This is a genomic window from Klebsiella sp. CN_Kp066 (genome assembly GCF_040065135.1).
Lineage (GTDB): Bacteria > Pseudomonadota > Gammaproteobacteria > Enterobacterales > Enterobacteriaceae > Klebsiella > Klebsiella oxytoca.
Genome location: NZ_JBEAIU010000035.1, coordinates 133,348 through 151,011, shown reverse-complemented (window position 1 = coordinate 151,011; position 17,664 = coordinate 133,348). Strand labels below are relative to the sequence as shown.

The 17,664-nt window shown below is 56.3% G+C and carries 17 protein-coding genes; 6 read left to right on the top strand and 11 right to left on the bottom strand.

All coding sequences use genetic code 11. The features are described from left to right. Positions 1–59 precede the first annotated feature (59 nt). The 6 genes from ABLV75_RS13385 to allA all read right to left on the bottom strand — a co-directional run bounded on the left by ABLV75_RS13385 (position 60) and on the right by allA (position 6,420). Positions 60–1,316 (bottom strand): MFS transporter, encoded by a 1,257-nt coding sequence (locus tag ABLV75_RS13385; protein WP_004099748.1) that lies wholly within the window; start codon positions 1,314–1,316, stop codon positions 60–62. A gap of 53 nt (positions 1,317–1,369) precedes the next feature. Further along, positions 1,370–2,248, bottom strand: coding sequence for a 2-hydroxy-3-oxopropionate reductase (gene glxR / locus ABLV75_RS13380; protein WP_004099746.1), 879 nt, complete (start codon positions 2,246–2,248; stop codon positions 1,370–1,372). A gap of 119 nt (positions 2,249–2,367) precedes the next feature. Next, positions 2,368–3,144 (bottom strand): hydroxypyruvate isomerase, encoded by a 777-nt coding sequence (hyi, locus tag ABLV75_RS13375; protein ID WP_004099744.1) that lies wholly within the window; start codon positions 3,142–3,144, stop codon positions 2,368–2,370. A 13-nt stretch (positions 3,145–3,157) separates the two neighbouring features. Continuing rightward, positions 3,158–4,939 (bottom strand): glyoxylate carboligase, encoded by a 1,782-nt coding sequence (gene gcl, locus ABLV75_RS13370; RefSeq protein ID WP_004099743.1) that lies wholly within the window; start codon positions 4,937–4,939, stop codon positions 3,158–3,160. A gap of 88 nt (positions 4,940–5,027) precedes the next feature. Then, positions 5,028–5,846 carry an HTH-type transcriptional repressor AllR gene (allR, locus tag ABLV75_RS13365; RefSeq protein ID WP_004099742.1) on the bottom strand — a complete coding sequence of 273 codons (819 nt, stop codon included), beginning with the start codon at positions 5,844–5,846 and terminating at the stop codon, positions 5,028–5,030. Between the two features lie 91 nt (positions 5,847–5,937). Next, complete coding sequence (gene allA / locus ABLV75_RS13360; RefSeq protein WP_004099741.1) at positions 5,938–6,420, bottom strand: ureidoglycolate lyase; 483 nt, start codon at positions 6,418–6,420, stop codon at positions 5,938–5,940. A gap of 211 nt (positions 6,421–6,631) precedes the next feature. Here allA and allS point away from each other — a divergent pair, with 211 nt between their 5' ends. Both allS and mnmH read left to right on the top strand, forming a co-directional pair. Then, complete coding sequence (gene allS, locus ABLV75_RS13355) at positions 6,632–7,555, top strand: HTH-type transcriptional activator AllS (RefSeq protein ID WP_032734247.1); 924 nt, start codon at positions 6,632–6,634, stop codon at positions 7,553–7,555. Positions 7,556–7,642: 87 nt separating this feature from the next. Further along, positions 7,643–8,722, top strand: a complete 1,080-nt coding sequence (gene mnmH, locus ABLV75_RS13350) for a tRNA 2-selenouridine(34) synthase MnmH (protein ID WP_004099733.1) — start codon at positions 7,643–7,645, stop codon at positions 8,720–8,722. A gap of 117 nt (positions 8,723–8,839) precedes the next feature. Here mnmH and ABLV75_RS13345 read toward each other — a convergent pair whose 3' ends face one another. Beyond that, positions 8,840–9,985, bottom strand: coding sequence for a porin (locus ABLV75_RS13345; protein ID WP_004099731.1), 1,146 nt, complete (start codon positions 9,983–9,985; stop codon positions 8,840–8,842). A gap of 209 nt (positions 9,986–10,194) precedes the next feature. On the opposite strand from ABLV75_RS13345, the gene ABLV75_RS13340 reads away from it, so the two are divergent. Further along, positions 10,195–10,500 carry a monooxygenase gene (locus ABLV75_RS13340; protein WP_004099728.1) on the top strand — a complete coding sequence of 102 codons (306 nt, stop codon included), beginning with the start codon at positions 10,195–10,197 and terminating at the stop codon, positions 10,498–10,500. 167 nt (positions 10,501–10,667) lie between these two features. Here ABLV75_RS13340 and ybbP read toward each other — a convergent pair whose 3' ends face one another. Both ybbP and ybbA read right to left on the bottom strand, forming a co-directional pair. Beyond that, positions 10,668–13,085 carry a putative ABC transporter permease subunit YbbP gene (gene ybbP, locus ABLV75_RS13335; protein ID WP_004099725.1) on the bottom strand — a complete coding sequence of 806 codons (2,418 nt, stop codon included), beginning with the start codon at positions 13,083–13,085 and terminating at the stop codon, positions 10,668–10,670. After that, on the bottom strand, positions 13,082–13,768 hold the full coding sequence (gene ybbA / locus ABLV75_RS13330) for a putative ABC transporter ATP-binding protein YbbA (RefSeq protein ID WP_004099723.1): 687 nt from the start codon (positions 13,766–13,768) through the stop codon (positions 13,082–13,084). Before ybbA ends, ybbP begins: the two co-directional genes overlap by 4 nt. Here ybbA and tesA point away from each other — a divergent pair. The 3 genes from tesA (at position 13,739) to ABLV75_RS13315 (ending at position 16,077) form a co-directional block, all read left to right on the top strand. Then, positions 13,739–14,362, top strand: a complete 624-nt coding sequence (gene tesA, locus ABLV75_RS13325; protein WP_032692296.1) for a multifunctional acyl-CoA thioesterase I/protease I/lysophospholipase L1 — start codon at positions 13,739–13,741, stop codon at positions 14,360–14,362. The two genes, ybbA and tesA, sit on opposite strands and share 30 nt — an antisense overlap. Then, positions 14,352–15,161 (top strand): SDR family oxidoreductase, encoded by an 810-nt coding sequence (locus ABLV75_RS13320; protein ID WP_016808714.1) that lies wholly within the window; start codon positions 14,352–14,354, stop codon positions 15,159–15,161. The genes tesA and ABLV75_RS13320 overlap by 11 nt, the downstream gene beginning before the upstream one ends. A 61-nt stretch (positions 15,162–15,222) precedes the next feature. Next, positions 15,223–16,077 carry a co-chaperone YbbN gene (locus ABLV75_RS13315; RefSeq protein WP_004099714.1) on the top strand — a complete coding sequence of 285 codons (855 nt, stop codon included), beginning with the start codon at positions 15,223–15,225 and terminating at the stop codon, positions 16,075–16,077. Between the two features lie 98 nt (positions 16,078–16,175). On the opposite strand, the gene fetB is transcribed toward ABLV75_RS13315, so the two are convergent. Beyond that, positions 16,176–16,958, bottom strand: coding sequence for an iron export ABC transporter permease subunit FetB (gene fetB / locus ABLV75_RS13310; RefSeq protein ID WP_004099712.1), 783 nt, complete (start codon positions 16,956–16,958; stop codon positions 16,176–16,178). Further along, positions 16,945–17,625 carry an iron ABC transporter ATP-binding protein FetA gene (gene fetA / locus ABLV75_RS13305; protein ID WP_004099706.1) on the bottom strand — a complete coding sequence of 227 codons (681 nt, stop codon included), beginning with the start codon at positions 17,623–17,625 and terminating at the stop codon, positions 16,945–16,947. Before fetA ends, fetB begins: the two co-directional genes overlap by 14 nt. Between the last annotated feature and the right edge of the window lie 39 nt (positions 17,626–17,664).

Genomic DNA, 17,664 nt, shown 5'->3' with positions numbered 1-17,664 from the left:
CGGATTACGTTTGTAGGTTTAGCTATGTGGAACAACAAATTTTAATTATTTATTTTTTATTATACTGGGATTGTCTTTGACTGTATTTTGTTCTTACGCAAGGTAATTAGCGCAAACAGTATCGTTCCGGTAATAACCAACCCGGCAGACATCACAAAACTAATTTCTTTTGAACCGGTCAGGTCGGAAATAAAACCGGTGAGCGTCGGTGCGACCACCGCCGAACTCATGCCAAAGAAATTAAACAAGCTAAAGGCGCGGCCTAATGTTTTCGCTGACGCCTGCTCGGAAACGAACGAGATAAGAATCGGGTCAACGGCCATTTTGCCCAGTAGTCCGTACAGCACCAGGCTAATCATCAGCATGGTGGTATTCGGCGAGAGAACGGTAAACATCAGCATGGCCGCAGCGACAATCTCCAGCCCGAGAATCACTTTGACTTTACTGTCGCGGAACTTATCCGAGAGATGGCTGAAGAACAGCGCGCCCGGCACCCCGACCACCGCCACCAGCGCGGAAGCAAAACCAATGGCGCCGCCGTCAAAGCCGCGTTCGGTCTGAAGATAAGAAGGCAGCCAGGTGACGATCAGGTAGTAGCCGTAGCAGGTGCAGAAATAGAGAAAGTAGACGCTGCACAGCAGCGGCGAAAACAGCGGCGCCGATTTCTCTTCAGCGACCGGAGCGGCAGTCGCTGCGCCAGGCTTATTCTCCGCTACGGCGGGCTCTTTTAGCTTGCGGCGAATCACCAGGGTAAACACGCAGAGCATCACCACCAGGATCGCGGCGACGATAAACAAGACATTTTGCCACGCCATATGCATGCTTTTGACCAGAATGCTTGAGCCAATCAGGCCAATCCCCATGCCGATGGCGGAGCCGCTGTTGATGATGGCGTTCGCCAGCGCCCGGCGTTCCTGCGGCACATTGGCCGAGGAGAGCGAATAGGCGGAGCTAAAAAACGACGCGCAACCAGCGCCGGCCAGCAGCGAGCCGATATAAATCAGCGTCAGGTTTCCCGCATTAGCAATACTCAACGTACCAATAATAAACAGCGAGAAACCGCACATCAGCATAATTTTTTGTCCCAGCTTATCGACCAGAATGCCGCAGGGGATCTGCATTCCGCAATAGGCCAGAAAATAGAAGCTGGCAATCGCGCCGATTTCAGCATTACTGACGTTACCTAAGGACGCCTGAATTTCCGGATAAATAGGTGTTAATACGGTACGATAAATCCATATTGCCACCCAGCCCAGACTCATGACCACGACTATTTTCTTCCAATAGTCGATACCCGTTTTATTGATAGTATCCATAAATTCACCCGTGAGGTTTAAAAAACGCTGCCGGAACCGGCAGCATTTTCTTATTACGATATTTTATGATTGGCCATTAATTCCAGCGCCTGAACTAAAGACGAGTGGTCTAATTCACTACCACCGTTGGCGGCGCAAGTGTTAAATAACTCCTGACAGGTTGCCGTATTCGGTAAATTAAGCGCCAGTGCTTTCGCGCTCTGCAATGCCAGATTAAGATCCTTCTGGTGCAGGGAAATTTTAAAGCCGGGATTAAACGTCCGGTTCAACATTCTTTCGCCATGCACTTCCAGAATACGCGAGGAGGCAAAGCCGCCCATCAGCGCCTGACGCACGCGAGCGGGATCGGCTCCGGCTTTAGACGCGAAAACCAGCGCCTCGGACACTGCTTCAATATTCAGCGCGACGATAATCTGATTGGCGACTTTACAGGTCTGACCGTCGCCATTACCGCCTACGAGGGTGATGTTTTTACCCAGAATATCAAACAGCGGTTTCACGCGGGCAAAGACGTTTTCATCGCCGCCGACCATAATTGAGAGCGTGCCTTCACGCGCGCCGATTTCGCCGCCGGATACCGGAGCATCCAGATAATCCGCGCCCAGGTCGCGCACCTGCTGCGCAAACCGCTTAGTTTCAATCGGCGAGATAGAGCTCATATCCACGATGGTTTTCCCCTTCAGCGCCGCTTTGGCGCAGCCGCGCTCGCCAAACAGAACGTCGGCAACCTGTGGGGTATCCGGAACCATGATGAAAATAATCTCCGACTGCGCCGCAACCTGCTCGGCGGTAGCCAGATGCTGCGCGCCTTGCTTGAGCAGGTCGTCAGCAACCGGGCCGATGGTAGTAACGTGCAGAACGTGGCCTGCCCTGGCAAGTCGGAGCGCCATCGGGGTGCCCATAATACCCAGACCAATAAATCCCAGTTTCATAAGTTTCCTCTCAGAATTTCTGTTTCGATTTACCCGGGCAATAGTTATCCCTTCCTGTTGTCAGGAAATAAAACCCCTGCGTCTGGAATAATAAATACTGCCCAAAGATAAATTAAAAATTAGCGGTAGTGATTAAACCATGTCAAACCCGCTTCGGTGGTGGTCAGCGGTTTATATTCGCAGCCCACCCAGCCGTCATAGCTTGATCTATCAATAAATTTAAAAAGATAATCGTAATTAATTTCACCGGTCCCCGGCTCACCGCGATTCGGATTATCAGCAATCTGTAAATGACCAATACGGTTAGCATAAGTTTGCATCGTATGGGTTAACTCCCCCTCCATCCGCTGCATATGATAAATATCGTACTGAATTTTCAGATTATCGCTGCCGACCTCATCAATAAGCGCCAGCGCCTGATGAGTAGTATTCAGATAAAAGCCCGGCATATCGAAGTAATTAATCGGTTCGATCAGCAGCAGAATACCTTCCTGCGCCAGCGCGGCAGCGGCAAAACGTAAATTCGCCACCAGCGTGGAACGAATATGATCCTCGCGGTAGCCAGGCGGGGTTTTACCCACCAGGCAGTTGATTTTTCGATTGCCCAGCGCTTTGGCATAGCGGATTGCGGCATCCACGCCTTCGCGGAACTCCGCTTCGCGACCGGGAATACAGGCTATGCCGCGCTCTCCCGCCGCCCAGTCGCCGGCGGGTAAGTTATGTAAGGTATGCTCCAGCCGGTTGTCGCTCAGCTTTTGCTTTAATACCTCGGGCGCATAATCATACGGGAACATAAACTCAACGGCGCGAAAACCGCAGGCCGCCGCTTTCTCAAAACGATCCAGAAAATCATATTCCAGAAATAACATCGAAAGGTTGGCTGAAAAGCGCAACATAGGTTCACCTCATTTATTCATATTTCATAAAGCAGGTTTCGGTTGGCGCATCGATGGCGCTATCGGCAACATCTTCAAACTCCATCACGTTATCCAGCTCGCTACCCATGGAGATATTGGTGACCCGCTCAAGGATCACTTCCACAACAACCGGTACGCGATACTCTTTCATCCAGGCTTTCGCCTGCGCCAGGGCGGGCGCGATATCCTCCGGCTTGAAGACGCGAATCGCTTTACAGCCGAGACCCTCGGCAACCTTGACGTGATCGACGCCGTAACCGTTCACTTCGCTGGAGTTGATGTTTTCGAACGCCAGCTGGACGCAGTAATCCATATCGAACGCGCGCTGCGACTGACGAATCAGGCCCAGATAGGCGTTGTTTACCAGCACGTGGATGTAAGGAATATTGAACTGCGCGCCCACCGCCAGCTCTTCAATCAGGAACTGGAAGTCAAAGTCGCCGGAGATGGCCACCACGTTACGCTCCGGATCGGCGGTGCAAACGCCCAGCGCGGCAGGAAGCGTCCAGCCCAGCGGCCCGGCCTGGCCGCAGTTGATCCAGTGGCGATCTTTAAATACGTGCAGCATCTGCGCGGCGGCGATTTGCGACAGCCCGATGGTGGTGACGTAGCACACGTCGCGACCAAAGGCTTTATTCATCTCTTCATAAACGCGCTGCGGTTTGACCGGCACGTTATCGAAGTGGGTTTTACGCAGCAGCGTACGCTTGCGCTCCTGACACTCGGCAACCCAGCGCTCGCGACGCGGCAGGCGGCCCTCTTTTTGCATCTGCTGCGCGATATCTACCAGTTGAGCCAGCGCCGCTTTCGCATCGGACACAATGCCTAAATCCGGGCACAGCACGCGGCCAATCTGCGTCGGTTCGATATCGATGTGGATGATTTTGCGACCTGCGGTGTACTTCTCAACGGAACCGGTATGACGGTTAGCAAAGCGGTTACCGATGCCGAATACCAGGTCGGAGGCCAGCAGCGTGGCGTTACCGTAGCGATGCGCGGTTTGTAGGCCGACCATCCCGGCCATCAATTCGTGGTCATCCGGGATACAGCCCCAGCCCATCAGCGTTGGGATGACCGGAACTTGCGTAATCTCAGCAAATTGCTGCAGCAGCGCTGCGGCATCGGCATTAATCACCCCGCCGCCGGCGACAATCACCGGACGCTCCGCCATCAGCAGCATCGCCAGCGCGCGTTCGATCTGCGGACGAGTCGCCACGGGTTTATAAGCCGGGAGCGGCGCGTACAGCTCGGGGTCAAATTCGATTTCCGCCACCTGAACATCATAAGGCAGGTCGATCAATACCGGTCCCGGTCTGCCGGAACGCATCAGATGGAAAGCCTGCTGCAGCACGCCCGGTACCAGCGCCGCTTCGCGCACGGTAACCGCCATCTTGGTCACGGGCTTAGCAATGGATTCAATATCGACCGCCTGGAAATCTTCTTTATGCAGACGCGCGCGCGGCGCCTGGCCGGTGATGCACAAAATCGGTATCGAGTCCGCGGAGGCAGAATAGAGCGCGGTGATCATATCCGTTCCCGCCGGGCCCGATGTCCCCAGGCATACGCCGATATTACCGGCTGCGGCACGCGTATAGCCTTCGGCCATATGGGACGCGCCTTCCACGTGGCGAGCCAGAATATGGCGGATCCCGCCGTGCTTACGCATGGCGGAATAAAAGGGGTTAATCGCTGCGCCAGGCACGCCGAATGCGGTGGTAATCCCTTCTTTTTCGAGTACATACATTGCCGCGTCGACGGCTCTCATTTTTGCCATTTTTTACTACCTCACTATATTGGAAAATTTTTCCAAACTTGAACAAAGCCTAAAAATTCCCGCTCCTCAGAGCGGGTCGGTTCGGCGATCACTCTGCCTGGGGCTTCAGTCCCAGCGCGGTGCTGATATTCCTTGCCGTCTCCCTCACCAGCTCTCCCTGGCTGACAAAACGGTCCGGGGTTAAGCGGGACGCTGGCCCGGAAATCGAAATTGCCGCCACTACGGATCCGACATCATCGTAAACCGCTGAAGCAATACAGTTTAATCCTGTCACGTGCTCCTCCTGGTCAATGCTGTAGCCGCGGTCGCGCGCCTCATCCAGGTTTCGCTGCAGGACCGGTAAATCGACGATCGTCGACGGCGTAAAGCGCTGCAGCCCGGTCTTCACAATCACATCCACCAACTCATCCGGGGACAGCGGGTACAGCAGCGCCTTTCCGGCCCCAGAAGCATGCAGCGGCAGCCGGCTGCCGAGCGGCGCGCACATCCTTACCATCGATTTGCACTCCTGCTGGCCAATCAACACCGCTTCGTTGCCGTTACGAATCGCCACGTTTACCGTTTCCCCTGACATCAGCATCAGCCGCCGCATAAAAGGTCCGCCGACGGATAAAACATCCCGGTTATGGATGTACGCCGAGCCGACATTGAATGCGCCAAGCCCGATGTGCCACCAGCCTAGCTGCGCGTCCTGATAGACAAAATCCGCGCCCTCCAGCACTTTAAGCAGGCGAAAAGTGGTCGATAACGGTAAGTCCAGATTCAGGGAAATATCGCTGACCGACGAGCTGCCGCCGCTCTTTTCAAGGTATTGCAGTATCGCGATCCCTCTCTCCAGCGCCTGTGCGCCTTTTTGCGCGGAAGGCTCCTGCTGGCCCGGCCTTCCCCGCCTTCTCACTTCTGTCATACCTCGATTATCTCCGGCTCAAAACCTGAGCATAAATAGTGTGTAAGCGCCCACATGTTATGCAAGATAATCGACAGCGTCACGTGCAACCTCACGCAAAGCTCAGCTCCACGGTCGGGATCTCCACGACATCGCAGTTATCTTTTCCACCGCGATCGACGGTTAAAAAATCGGTTTCGCTCTGCCAGGCAAACAGCGGGTGATGCCAGACATTGCGATGATAATTTACCCCCTGGCGGCCATTGGAGATAAACGCGCGCAGCGTGGTCATGTCCGGCTCATCGCCTCCTGCCGCAACCACCACCACAAAGGCTTCGCCGTTCATCGGCACAAACGCCTGGGTGCCCAGCGGATGACGTTCCAGCTCGGTGACGACAATCGGCAATACCGCCGGCTGGGCCCGATTAATGCTGATTAGCGTGCGATCCTGCTGCAGGGTCTCCACCATGGCCAGATCGTGAAAACGCTGCACTTTGCCATCATTAATATGAAAAAAATCCTGCCCTTCCGTTTCGATAACGTCCCCATAGGGGCGGAATGCTTCGCGCGTCAGCGGCAATACCTCTAGCTTCATTGCAATATTCCTTAGTCATTAAAAACCGTCGCCCTCCTCATACCTTGAGGGTGATCGATGTACCGGTCAATTCATGGCCATCTCAAAGTGGTATCAACTATAAGTTGGAATAATTTTCCAAAACCTGATTTAAGCCACATAATTGAGAAGGTTATTATGAAAAAATACTTAAAAATCATGGGTGAATTATTAAATTACGAGGAATAAGGCGATGCTAGACCCCGAAACACTACGTACCTTTGTCAGCGTCGCGGAGACCGGCAGCTTCTCCAGAGCAGCGGAAAAACTCTATAAAACGACCGCCACGATTAGCTATCGCATCAAACTGCTGGAAGACAACACCGGCGTCGCGCTCTTTTCGCGCACTACGCGCAGCGTCCTGCTGACTCCTGCCGGAATGCATCTCCTGGCGCAGGCCAGAGAGTGGCTGGGCTGGATTGACAGTATGCCCGGCGAGCTGCAGCAGATTAACGACGGCGTGGAGCGCCAGGTGAATATTGTGGTGAATAACCTGATGTATGACCCTCAGGCCATTGCGCGGCTGCTGGCCTGGCTCACCCAGCGTTACCCTTTTACGCAATTTCATTTTTCACGACAAATTTACATGGGCGTCTGGGATACGCTCCTGCACGATGACTTTTCGCTGGCCATCGGCGTCACCGGCACCGAACCGTTAGCGGAGAATATTGCCGTCGCCCCGCTGGGTGAAGTCACCTGGCTGTTCGTGATGTCGCCGAATCATCCGCTAAGCCAGCAAAACGACCCCCTGTCGGAGGCCCAGCTACGCCGCTATCCTGCGGTCAACATTGAAGACAGCGCGCGGAGATTAACCAAACGTGTTGCCTGGCGCCTGCCGGGTCAAAAAGAGATCGTGGTTCCCGATATCGAAACCAAAGTCGCCGCCCATATCGCCGGCGTCGGCATCGGCTTTTTACCCGAGCCGCTGTGCCAGCCGCTTATCGCGCGCGGCGAGCTGGTTTCCCGGCAGATACCGACCATGCGTCCCCCCTCTCCTCTGAGCCTCGCCTGGCGTAAAGATCATCATGGTAAAGCGGTGCAGGATATCACCTCGCTATTCGGTCACTCCGCCCCGGAAATCCAGGGATTCCTGACGCTATTCAGCGATACACCGTGAAAAATCAATCCAGCCTGCCGCTCACCGCGTACAATAGGAGGATTATCGCGTCGAGCGACGCGTCTGAATGGCTTAACGGTTTAAATAATGGAATTAGTCCCACAAAATATTCGGCAGATTCTTGCCAGCGATACGCCGCTGATTGACGTACGTGCCCCGGTTGAATTCAGGCAAAGCGCCATGCCCGCAGCGATCAACCTGCCGCTGATGAACGATGACGAGCGCGCTGCCGTCGGTACCTGCTATAAGCGTCAAGGGCCGGAAGCCGCTCTCGCACTGGGCCATCAGCTGGTGAATGGTAAGATTCGCGCCGGCCGCCTCGCCGCCTGGAAAGAGGCCTGCGCGCGTTATCCAGAAGGCTACCTGTGCTGCGCTCGCGGCGGCCAGCGTTCGCATATCGTCCAGCAGTGGCTGAAAGAAGCTGGCGTGGATTACCCTCTGATCGTCGGGGGCTATAAAGCGCTGCGCCAGGCCGCCATACAGCTTACCGAAGAGCTGGTACAGCGCCCTATCGTGCTGATCGGCGGCTGTACCGGCAATGGCAAAACTCAGCTGGTCTGCGCTCAACCTGACGGTATCGATCTCGAAGGGCTTGCCCATCACCGCGGCTCTTCATTCGGTCGCACCCTCCAGGAGCAGTATCAGCAGGCTACCTTTGAAAATCATCTGGCCGTGGCGATGCTTAAAAAGTCCGGGCAGCAGACGCGCTGGGTGCTGGAGGATGAGGGGCATATGATCGGCGCCAATCACCTGCCGGAGTGTATGCGTCTTCGCATGGCGCAGTCGCCGCTGGCGGTGGTGGAAGATCCGTTTGCTATCCGTCTTGAACGACTGCGGGAAGAGTATTTTGCGCGCATGCATCGCGATTTCCTGGCGGCCTACGGCGAAGAACAAGGCTGGCAGGCGTATAGCGAATATCTGCATCATGGCCTGTTCGCAATCCGCCGCCGCCTCGGGCTACAGCGTTTTGCCCAGCTCACCGCCAGGCTTGATGAAGCGCTGCTTGAACAGCAGCAAACCACCGACACCGAAGCGCATTTCAGCTGGCTGGTTCCCCTGCTGAATGAGTATTACGATCCGATGTACCGCTACCAGCTCGGCAAAAAAGCGGAGAAAATTATTTTCCGCGGCAGCTGGCAGGAAGTTGCCGCCTGGCTGGCGGAGTAATCACATCCTCTCTTGTCCCGGCTTGCGGCGTAAACGCCTTAGCCGGGCTACGGGTCCGCAGACGGCGGTGAACCTGTAGCCCCGGTAAGCGCAGCGTCACCGGGGAATGGTTACCGCTTAGAAGTCGTAGCGCAGACGCACCAGGTTCATATCGCCCAGGTTGTCGGTGCTCGACGTGAAGACGTGTTCATAGTCAACGCGGAAACCATAATCCAGCTGGAAACTCACGCCGACGCCGTTATCGATACGCTGATAGTTGCGGCCGTTCACGTACTGCAGGCGGTCGCCCATAAAGTATGGCTGAATAGATTTCACCGCATACTGACCAATCGGGAATTTATAACCGGCAAAGTACTCAATCCCCCAGGCATCGCCCGCGAAGTAGTTATGGACATCGGTTTTTTTGGTGGTCAGGAAGTTCTGATACCAACCGCCGCCCAAGGAGAAGGTCCAGTTATCCGGCGTCCAGCTTAGCGCGGTACCGACGATATTCTGATCGTATGATTTGCTGTCAGAACTGGACGGGTTACGCATATCGGCGCGGGTATAGTTCCACGCGGCGCCCCAGGTCAGATCTTTCATAATGTGGTAATCCGCGCCGATGGAACCGCCGCCTTTACGTTTATAGCGCAGACCGTTACCCGGCAGATATTCGCTGTCCTCAAACAGATAAGAGGCATAGAGATCGACATCGCCAACGGTTTTCTTATATTTCAGCATATTACGTGAGCGATAGGAGCCATCGTAGTCGCCGTTAATGCCGTTACCCGGCGCCTGGCCAATCATGTCATAATCCCAGATATCGGTTTTTACCCCGACCACGTCGTAATAAACGCTGTTCTGCTGACCGTAGGTTAACGTCCCCCAGATATCGCTTTTCAGGCCGGTATAGAGCATACGGCGGCTGGTGTTATTCGCGACTTCGGCATAGTGGTTATCCCAGTCGAAAAGTGCCGGAATATTGACGCCCAGCTCGTAATAGCTGATCCAGCTAATATCATCAAACAGATAGTAGTCGGCCGCGAAGCGGAAACGGGTTCCGCCATCGAAACCGTTACGTTTATATGAGCCTTTGTCGCCATCGCCGGACATCATGTTGAACTGGGGACGGATACTCCCGCCGACGGTAAAATTAAGCCGGCTTAACGGATCGCCCGCCTGCGGATCTTGTTTTAAAAGCGTAATTTCCGCCTGGGATGCAAAAGAGGTTAACGCCAGGGCTGCGCCGATCGTTATCGCCAGCGCTTTTATTTTATGTGCCATACTTTTTCCTTGATTAATAAGCAACCTTATATTTTCCAGCTGAATATTAACTGCGATTGAGTATGGCGTGTTGCTGAGTTTTTAATGTTTTGTGCGGTTAAAAATCAGCAACTTATCATTTTGTGCCCTTAAAGAATCTGTGGTTATCTTTTCATCGCCATGTCATTAAAATGGTCTATTACCGCGCAAACATCATCCATGGAGGAAATATGTCGAAAAAACTACTGCAGCTGCACTTTGCTTTTAACGGTCCCTTCGGCAGCGAGATGTCCCGTCAGCTCGTGGAGCTGGCCGAGTCCATCAATCAGGAACCAGGGTTTATCTGGAAGGTCTGGACAGAAAACGAAAAAAATCAGGAAGCGGGCGGGATCTACCTTTTTGAGAATGAAGAAACTGCGCTCGCTTACCTCAACAAGCACACCGCGCGCCTCAAATCGCTTGGCGTAAACGAGGTTATCTGTAAAGTTTTCGACGTTAATGAGCCGCTCACCGCGCTGAACCACGGCCATTTGTAATAGCAACTCGCATCCGTGGCCCGAAGCCCTCCCGGGTTGCGGCTATCGCCTTACCCGGGCGACTTTCCCGCAGACGGCTGAGAAACGGTAGCCCGGCTAAGCGCAGCGCGAGCCGGGTGAAAACCCCGGGTTGCGGCTGACGCCTTACCCGGGCTATATAACTCACTCTATCCCTGGCTAAACTGGCGGAACAGCGCTTTACCTTTCAGCAGACGCAGCCCCAGCCAGCCGCCGCACAGCGACAGCAGTATCGCCCCGCACAGCGGCAGCATCACCCACAGGCGCCAGTCCGGAGACCACGGGAAGTCAAAGATTTTGCTTTGCAGCAGCGCCAGCGCAACCTCTGCACCAATCGCCGCCACGACGCCGGATACCACGCCCAGCAGCGCGAACTCCGCCCACAGCGTGGTGCGCAGCAGAGACTTACCGGCACCCAGCGTGCGCCAGACCACCAGCTCCTGGTAACGCTGACGCATCCCGACCTGCACCTGCGCCAGCAGCAGTAAAACGCCGCAGGCGGTGACCAGAATCACCATCACCTCAAGCGCGCGGCTCACCTGGGTCAGCACCTGGCCAATCTGCTGCAAAATCGCGCCGATATCCAGCAGGCTGACGGTGGGGAATTCGCGGTTGAGCTGCGTGAGCATCCCGTTGCCATTATCCCAGCGGAAGCTGGTCAGCCAGCTTTGCGGCTGGCCGTCGAGCGCCCCCTGCGGGAAGATAAAGAAGAAGTTCGGCCGCAGACTTTCCCAGTCGACTTTACGCACGCTGGACACCTTCGCGCTAAAGTCCTGAGTATCCCCGGTAAAGGTCACGCTATCGCCGAGCTTGACGCCCAGACGCTGCGCCAGCCCCTCTTCAATCGACACCTCACCCGCTTTTGGCGGCCAGCTACCGGCAACCAGCGGATTATGATCCGGACGCTCGCGGCTCCAGGTGAGGTTAAGCTCCCGGTTCAGGGCTTCATCTTTATTGCCCTCCGTTGCCTGGCCGTTAATTTGCGTCAGGCGGGCGCGCACGATGGGATAGAACTCGGTGGCGCGGGTCTGATGCTCGGCGAGGAAGGTTTTTACCGGCACCACCTGCTCCGGTGCGATGTTAATCAGGAAATAGTTAGGACTTTCTGGAGGCAGCTGCTGCTGCCAGCGGTCAAGCAGATCGCCGCGCAGCACCAGCAGCAGAGCCAGCAGCATAAACGACAGCGAAAAGGCCGCCAGCTGGCTCAGGGTCGACCACGGCTGGCGCAGCAGACGGTTCACCGCCAGGCGCAGCGGCAGCGCTTTTAACGTCAAACGCTTCAGTAACCACAGGACGCCCCATCCCGCCAGGCCGCACAGCAGCGCCAGCACTACGGCACCCGCCAGAACCGCCCACAGCAGGGGGCTGCCGCCCATCAGCAGCGCCAGCAGCGTCACCACCACCGCGCACACGATCGGGATGTAGAGCTTCAGCGGCCAGACGTTGGCGACGACGTCCTGGCGCAGCACCCGCAGCGGCAGCGTCGCCAGCAGCAGTCTATAAGGACGCAGCCCGACCAGCAGGGAAATCACCACCATCGCGCCGATCGCCCACAGCCACGGCCAGCCGCTCGCCGCCGGCAGCGCCGCCGGGAGCACCGGCTTAAGCATCGCCAGCAGAATATGCTCCAGCCCGACGCCCATCGCCCCGCCGGCGACCACCGCCAGCGCCAGCAGCATCAACCACTGGCCGACAATCAGTTTGCGCAGCTGCTCCCGTCCGGCGCCGAGGGTTTTGAGGATCGCCACCAGATCGTAACGACTGCGGCAGTAATGGCTCATCGCCACCGCCACCGCGGCGACCGCTAACAGCAGCGTTAACAGCGCCGACAGCAGCAAAAACTGCTGCGAACGTTGCAGCGATTTACCCAGCGCGCTGTCGTCCTGCTCTATGCCAATCCAGCGGTGCTCAGGCCCCAGCTTCGGCAGCAGCCACTTTTCGTAGTCCGCCAGCTGCTGCGGGGTTCCGGCATACTTATAGCGCCAGGAGACGCGGCTCCCGGGCTGCACCGCGCCGGTTTTCGCCACATCGGCGGTGTTCATCATCAGCCGCGGCGCCATCTGGAAAGGATTAAAACCGGCATCCGGCTCCTGTATTACCTCGCCGGCAATGCGCAGCGTGGCGTCGCCCACGTCGATGGTGTCGCCGGTTTTCAGATTCAGCAGCGCCATTAATCGCGGCGCCAGCAGCACGGTGCCGGCGTGCGGCTTCAGTCCGGGCGGCTGAGTTTGCAGCTGGCCATATAGCGGATAGGTGTCGTCAACCGCTTTGACATCCGCCAGCTGCGGCGTATCGCCGGAAAACGTCATGGTGGCAAAGCTCAGCTGCTCGCCGACGGTTAAACCAAGGCGGCGCGCTTCATCAATCCATGCGCCAGGGACGTCGCGCGAACTGCGCAGCGTGCGGTCGCCGGCCATAAATTCCCGGCTTTGCTGGCTAAGTCCTTTCTCCATGCGGTCGCTTATCGAGCCCAGCGCCAGCACGCAGGCCACCGCCAGGCTCAGCGCCAGCCAGACGATCAGCAGCGACGGCGAGCGCCATTCGCGCCAGAACCAGCGGGCAATCATGCTTCCTCCCGCAGCTGGCCATCAACCAGCCGCAGCCGTCGGTCGCAGCGCGCCGCCAGCAGCGGATCGTGGGTGACGAGGATCAGCGTGGTGCCGTGCTCGCGGTTCAGCGAAAACAGCAGGTCAGCGATTTTATCCCCGGTGTGACGGTCGAGATTGCCGGTGGGTTCATCGGCAAACAGCAGCTCCGGGCGGCCGTTGAACGCGCGCGCCAGCGCGACCCGCTGCTGCTCGCCGCCGGAAAGCTGTACCGGCAGATGATGCAGGCGCTTACCCAGCCCCAGTTGCTCCAGCAGTGCCCGGGCGCTGCCGCGGCTCTGGCTATCGCTTTCGCCGCGCAGCAGCGCCGGAAGCTCGACATTTTCCAGCGCATTGAGGGTGGGTATCAGCATAAAAGATTGAAACACAAAGCCGACGTGCTTAGCGCGCAGCTTCGCCCGCGCCTCTTCGTCCATCTGGTGCAGCGGTTGTCCGAGCAGCGAAACCTCCCCGCTGCTGCCATCGTCCAGCCCGGCGAGGATCGCCAGCAGCGTCGATTTACCGGACCCCGACTCGCCAATCAGGGCGATGGTCTGCCCCTGTTTGACAACCAGCTCAACTCCGGTAAGGATGGAAAGCTGATGCTCACCCTGACCGACGGATTTCTTAAGATGATGAACTTCAAGTATGTTTTCCGCTGGCATTTGCCTTTCCTGTTTCTGGTCCTGTTTACCTGCCGCGCCATGGCGGCCGACACGCTGTTGGTTCTCGGCGACAGTCTGAGCGCCGGTTATCGTATGGCAGGCAATACCGCCTGGCCTGCGCTGCTAAACGATAAGTGGCAGACAAAAACGCCGGTAGTTAACGCCAGTATCAGCGGCGATACCTCGCAGCAGGGGCTGGCAAGGCTGCCGGCCCTGCTTAAGCAGCATCAGCCGCGCTGGGTGCTGGTTGAGCTCGGCGGTAATGACGGGCTGCGCGGTTTCCCGCCTCAGCAGACGGAACAGACGCTGCGTACCATTATTGAGCATATCAAAGCGGCGGACGCCCAGCCGCTACTGATGCAAATTCGCCTGCCCGCCAACTATGGCCGCCGTTATAATGAAGCCTTTAGCGCTATTTATCCGGCACTGGCCAAAGAGTTTGATATTCCTCTGCTGCCCTTTTTTATGGAAGAGGTTTATCTGAAACCGCAGTGGATGCAGGATGATGGAATTCACCCGAATCGCGACGCTCAGCCGTTTATTGCCGACTGGATGGCGACGCGCCTGGCTCCCTTAGTTAATCATGACTCCTGATAACAGCGAGTCATTTGCAGGTAAAGTTATGCAAAAATCGGTTTTAGTTACAGGATGTTCCAGCGGAATTGGTCTTGAAAGCGCCCTGGATTTAAAGCGCCAGGGCTTTAACGTGCTGGCCGCCTGCCGCAAAGCGGAAGATGTCGCACGGATGCAGGCGCTGGGGCTGACCGGTGTGTTGCTGGATCTTGACGATCCGCAGAGCGTTGAACGTGCCGCCGCCGAGGTGATTGCCCTGACCGACAACCGTCTGTACGGCCTGTTTAACAACGCGGGCTACGGCGTCTACGGCCCGCTGCCGACCGTCAGCCGCCGGCAGATGGAGCAGCAGTTTTCCGCCAACTTTTTTGGCGCTCATCAGCTAACGATGCTACTGCTTCCGGCCATGGAGCCGCACGGAGAAGGGCGTATCGTGATGACCTCATCGGTTATGGGGATTATCTCCAGCCCGGGCCGCGGCGCCTATGCCGCCAGCAAATATGCGCTGGAAGCCTGGTCCGATGCGCTGCGTATGGAGCTGCGCCACAGCGGCATTAAGGTCAGCCTGATTGAGCCGGGCCCCATCCGCACCCGCTTCACCAACAATGTCAACCAGACTCAGGCCGATAAGCCGGTGGAAAATCCCGGTATCGCCGCCCGCTTCACGCTCGGACCGGAAGCGGTGGTGGAAAAAGTGCGTCACGCTTTTGTCAGCGATAAACCGAAACTACGCTATCCGGTAACCCTGGTGACGCACGCGGTCGCCTTGCTTAAGCGGCTGCTGCCGACCCGCGCGATGGACAAAATTATCCAGGGCTGAGTTGAAGCACCTGCCGCCGTCCCCATATATCTATACAAATATCGATTAAAGAGACTTGCTCATGTCCGCACAGAATATCGTCAATATTACCGAAGCTAATCTACACCAGACGCTGCAGCAATCCGCGACAACGCCGGTGCTGTTTTATTTCTGGTCCGCGCGCAGCCAGCATTGCGAGCAGCTGACGCCGGTACTGGAGAGCCTCGCCACCCAGTACAACGGCCTGTTTACCCTCGCTAAAGTTGACTGCGATGCCGAACAAATGCTGGCTTCGCAGTTTGGCCTGCGCGCTATCCCTACGGTTTACCTGTTCCAGAACGGTCAGCCGGTCGACGGCTTCGAAGGCCCGCAGCCGGAAGAAGCGGTTCGCGCGCTGCTGGATAAGTTCCTGCCACGTGAAGAGGAGCTCAAAGCGCAGCAGGCGCTGGCGCTGATGGAGGAAGAGAACTACGCCGAAGCGCTGCCGCTGCTGAAAGACGCCTGGCAGATGTCGAATCAGGAGAGCCAGATCGGCCTGCTGCTGGCGGAAACGCTGATTGCCCTCCATCGTTCCGATGAAGCGGAAACGGTACTGAAAACCGTGCCGCTGCAGGATCAGGATACCCGCTATCAGGGGCTGGTGGCGCAGATCGAGCTGCTGAAAAAAGCCGCCGACACGCCGGAAATTCAGCAGCTGCAGCAGCAGGTTGAGCAGAACCCGGAAGATGCGGCGCTGGCCTCCCAGCTGGCATTACAGCTGCATCAGGTGGGGCGTAACGAAGAAGCCCTGGCGCTGCTGTTCAGCCATCTGCAAAAAGATTTAGGCGCCGGAAACGGCGAGGTTCGCAAACTGCTGCAAGAGATCCTTTCCGCACTCGGCACCGGCGACGCGCTGGCCGCGAAGTACCGACGCCAGCTCTATTCTCTGCTTTATTAATGATAATCACCCGGCTCGCGCTGCGCGTAGCCGGGCTACAGGATGGCTGTTCTCGTGGCCCGGACAGGCGCGTTCAGCGCCGCATCCGGGAAAAAATCTCACGCGCGTTTTTTCAGCTGCGTCACCACCAGTTGATGGCGCGCATTGAAGAACTTCCGATAGGTCAGATACCCGGCGATGATCGTTGACAGGCTGGCGGTCGATAGCAGCATAAACGTCACCATAATCTGATACTTAATCGCTTTTACCGGATCAATCCCGGCGAAAATCAGCCCCGACATCATCCCCGGCAGGCTCACCAGCCCCACCGTTTTCGCCGAATCTACCGTTGGGATCAGCGCGGCGCGAATGCTATCGCGTATAAGCCTTGCAGACGCCATCTTCGGCGTTGCGCCCAGGCTCAGCTTTTCCTGAATCTGCTGCTGCTCGCTGCTAAAACGCTGCCCCATATTGTTGTAGCAAAGTCCAACCGCCACCATCGCGTTGCCGGCTACCATCCCGGCAATCGGAATCACCTGCATCGGCACAAAAGCAATCGATCCGGAAACAACCAGCACCGCCAGGGTTAACCCAGCGCCGGTCGTTATCGCGATAAACGAGGAGACAAAGGCTTTGTCGATATATTTGCTACGCTTTTTCGCATTCCACGCGGCGTTAAAGCAGATAAACAGCACCATCAGCAGCGTCAGCACGGCGTGATTAACGTTAAAGATATATTTCAGCACATAGCCGACAATAATCAGCTGCACTATTGCCCGACAAATGCTCCAGATAATCTCTTTTTCCAGCGCCAGCTTTTCCCGGTAGCTAACCACGATCGCTACCAGTACCAGAACCATAGATAACGCCAGCGACTCATTGGTAATATTATGCCCGTTCATTTTTTTTCTCCTCCTGCGCTCTTCCGCCAGCAGGCTTTAGCGTAATCACTTCATCCGCATGGGCAATTTCATTGCTATCGTGAGTGACCCACAGAACGGCGATGTTTTTTTCGCTGGTGTAGCGATGAATAATCTCATTCACATTGGTTTTATTGCTTTCATCCAGCGCGCTGGTAATTTCATCCAGCAGCAGCACCTGCGGCAAAAACTGCAGATTGCGTATCAACGAAACGCGCTGCTTTTCCCCGCCCGAAAGTTCATTGATTGACTTTTCCAGCGTATTTTCCGCCAGCCCAAAGCGCAGCAGATCGGCGACCAGCGCTTTGGGTTCAGGCTGTTTATTACGAATCTGCCACGGGAAGATCAGATTGTCATACACCGAATCGCCAAACAGCGCCGGGGTTTGCGCGCAGTAGGAAACCTGCTGGCGATAGGTTTCCGGCGTCAACGTGTTGATATCTTTACCCGCGAAGAGAATTTTTCCCGACGTCGGGCTCAGCAGCGAAGCGATTATTTTTAATAAGGTGCTTTTCCCGCACCCGGAAGGGCCGGTAATTAGCTTAAATTCCCCTGCCCTGAGCTGAAAACTTATCTCATTAAGGATGGTGACATCATCGGCCTGAAACCCCACGTTCTCCAGGCGCAAAATAGCGTTACTTTCGGTCATTATTATTCCCAGTTTTTCAACAACGCCTCTAGTTTACTC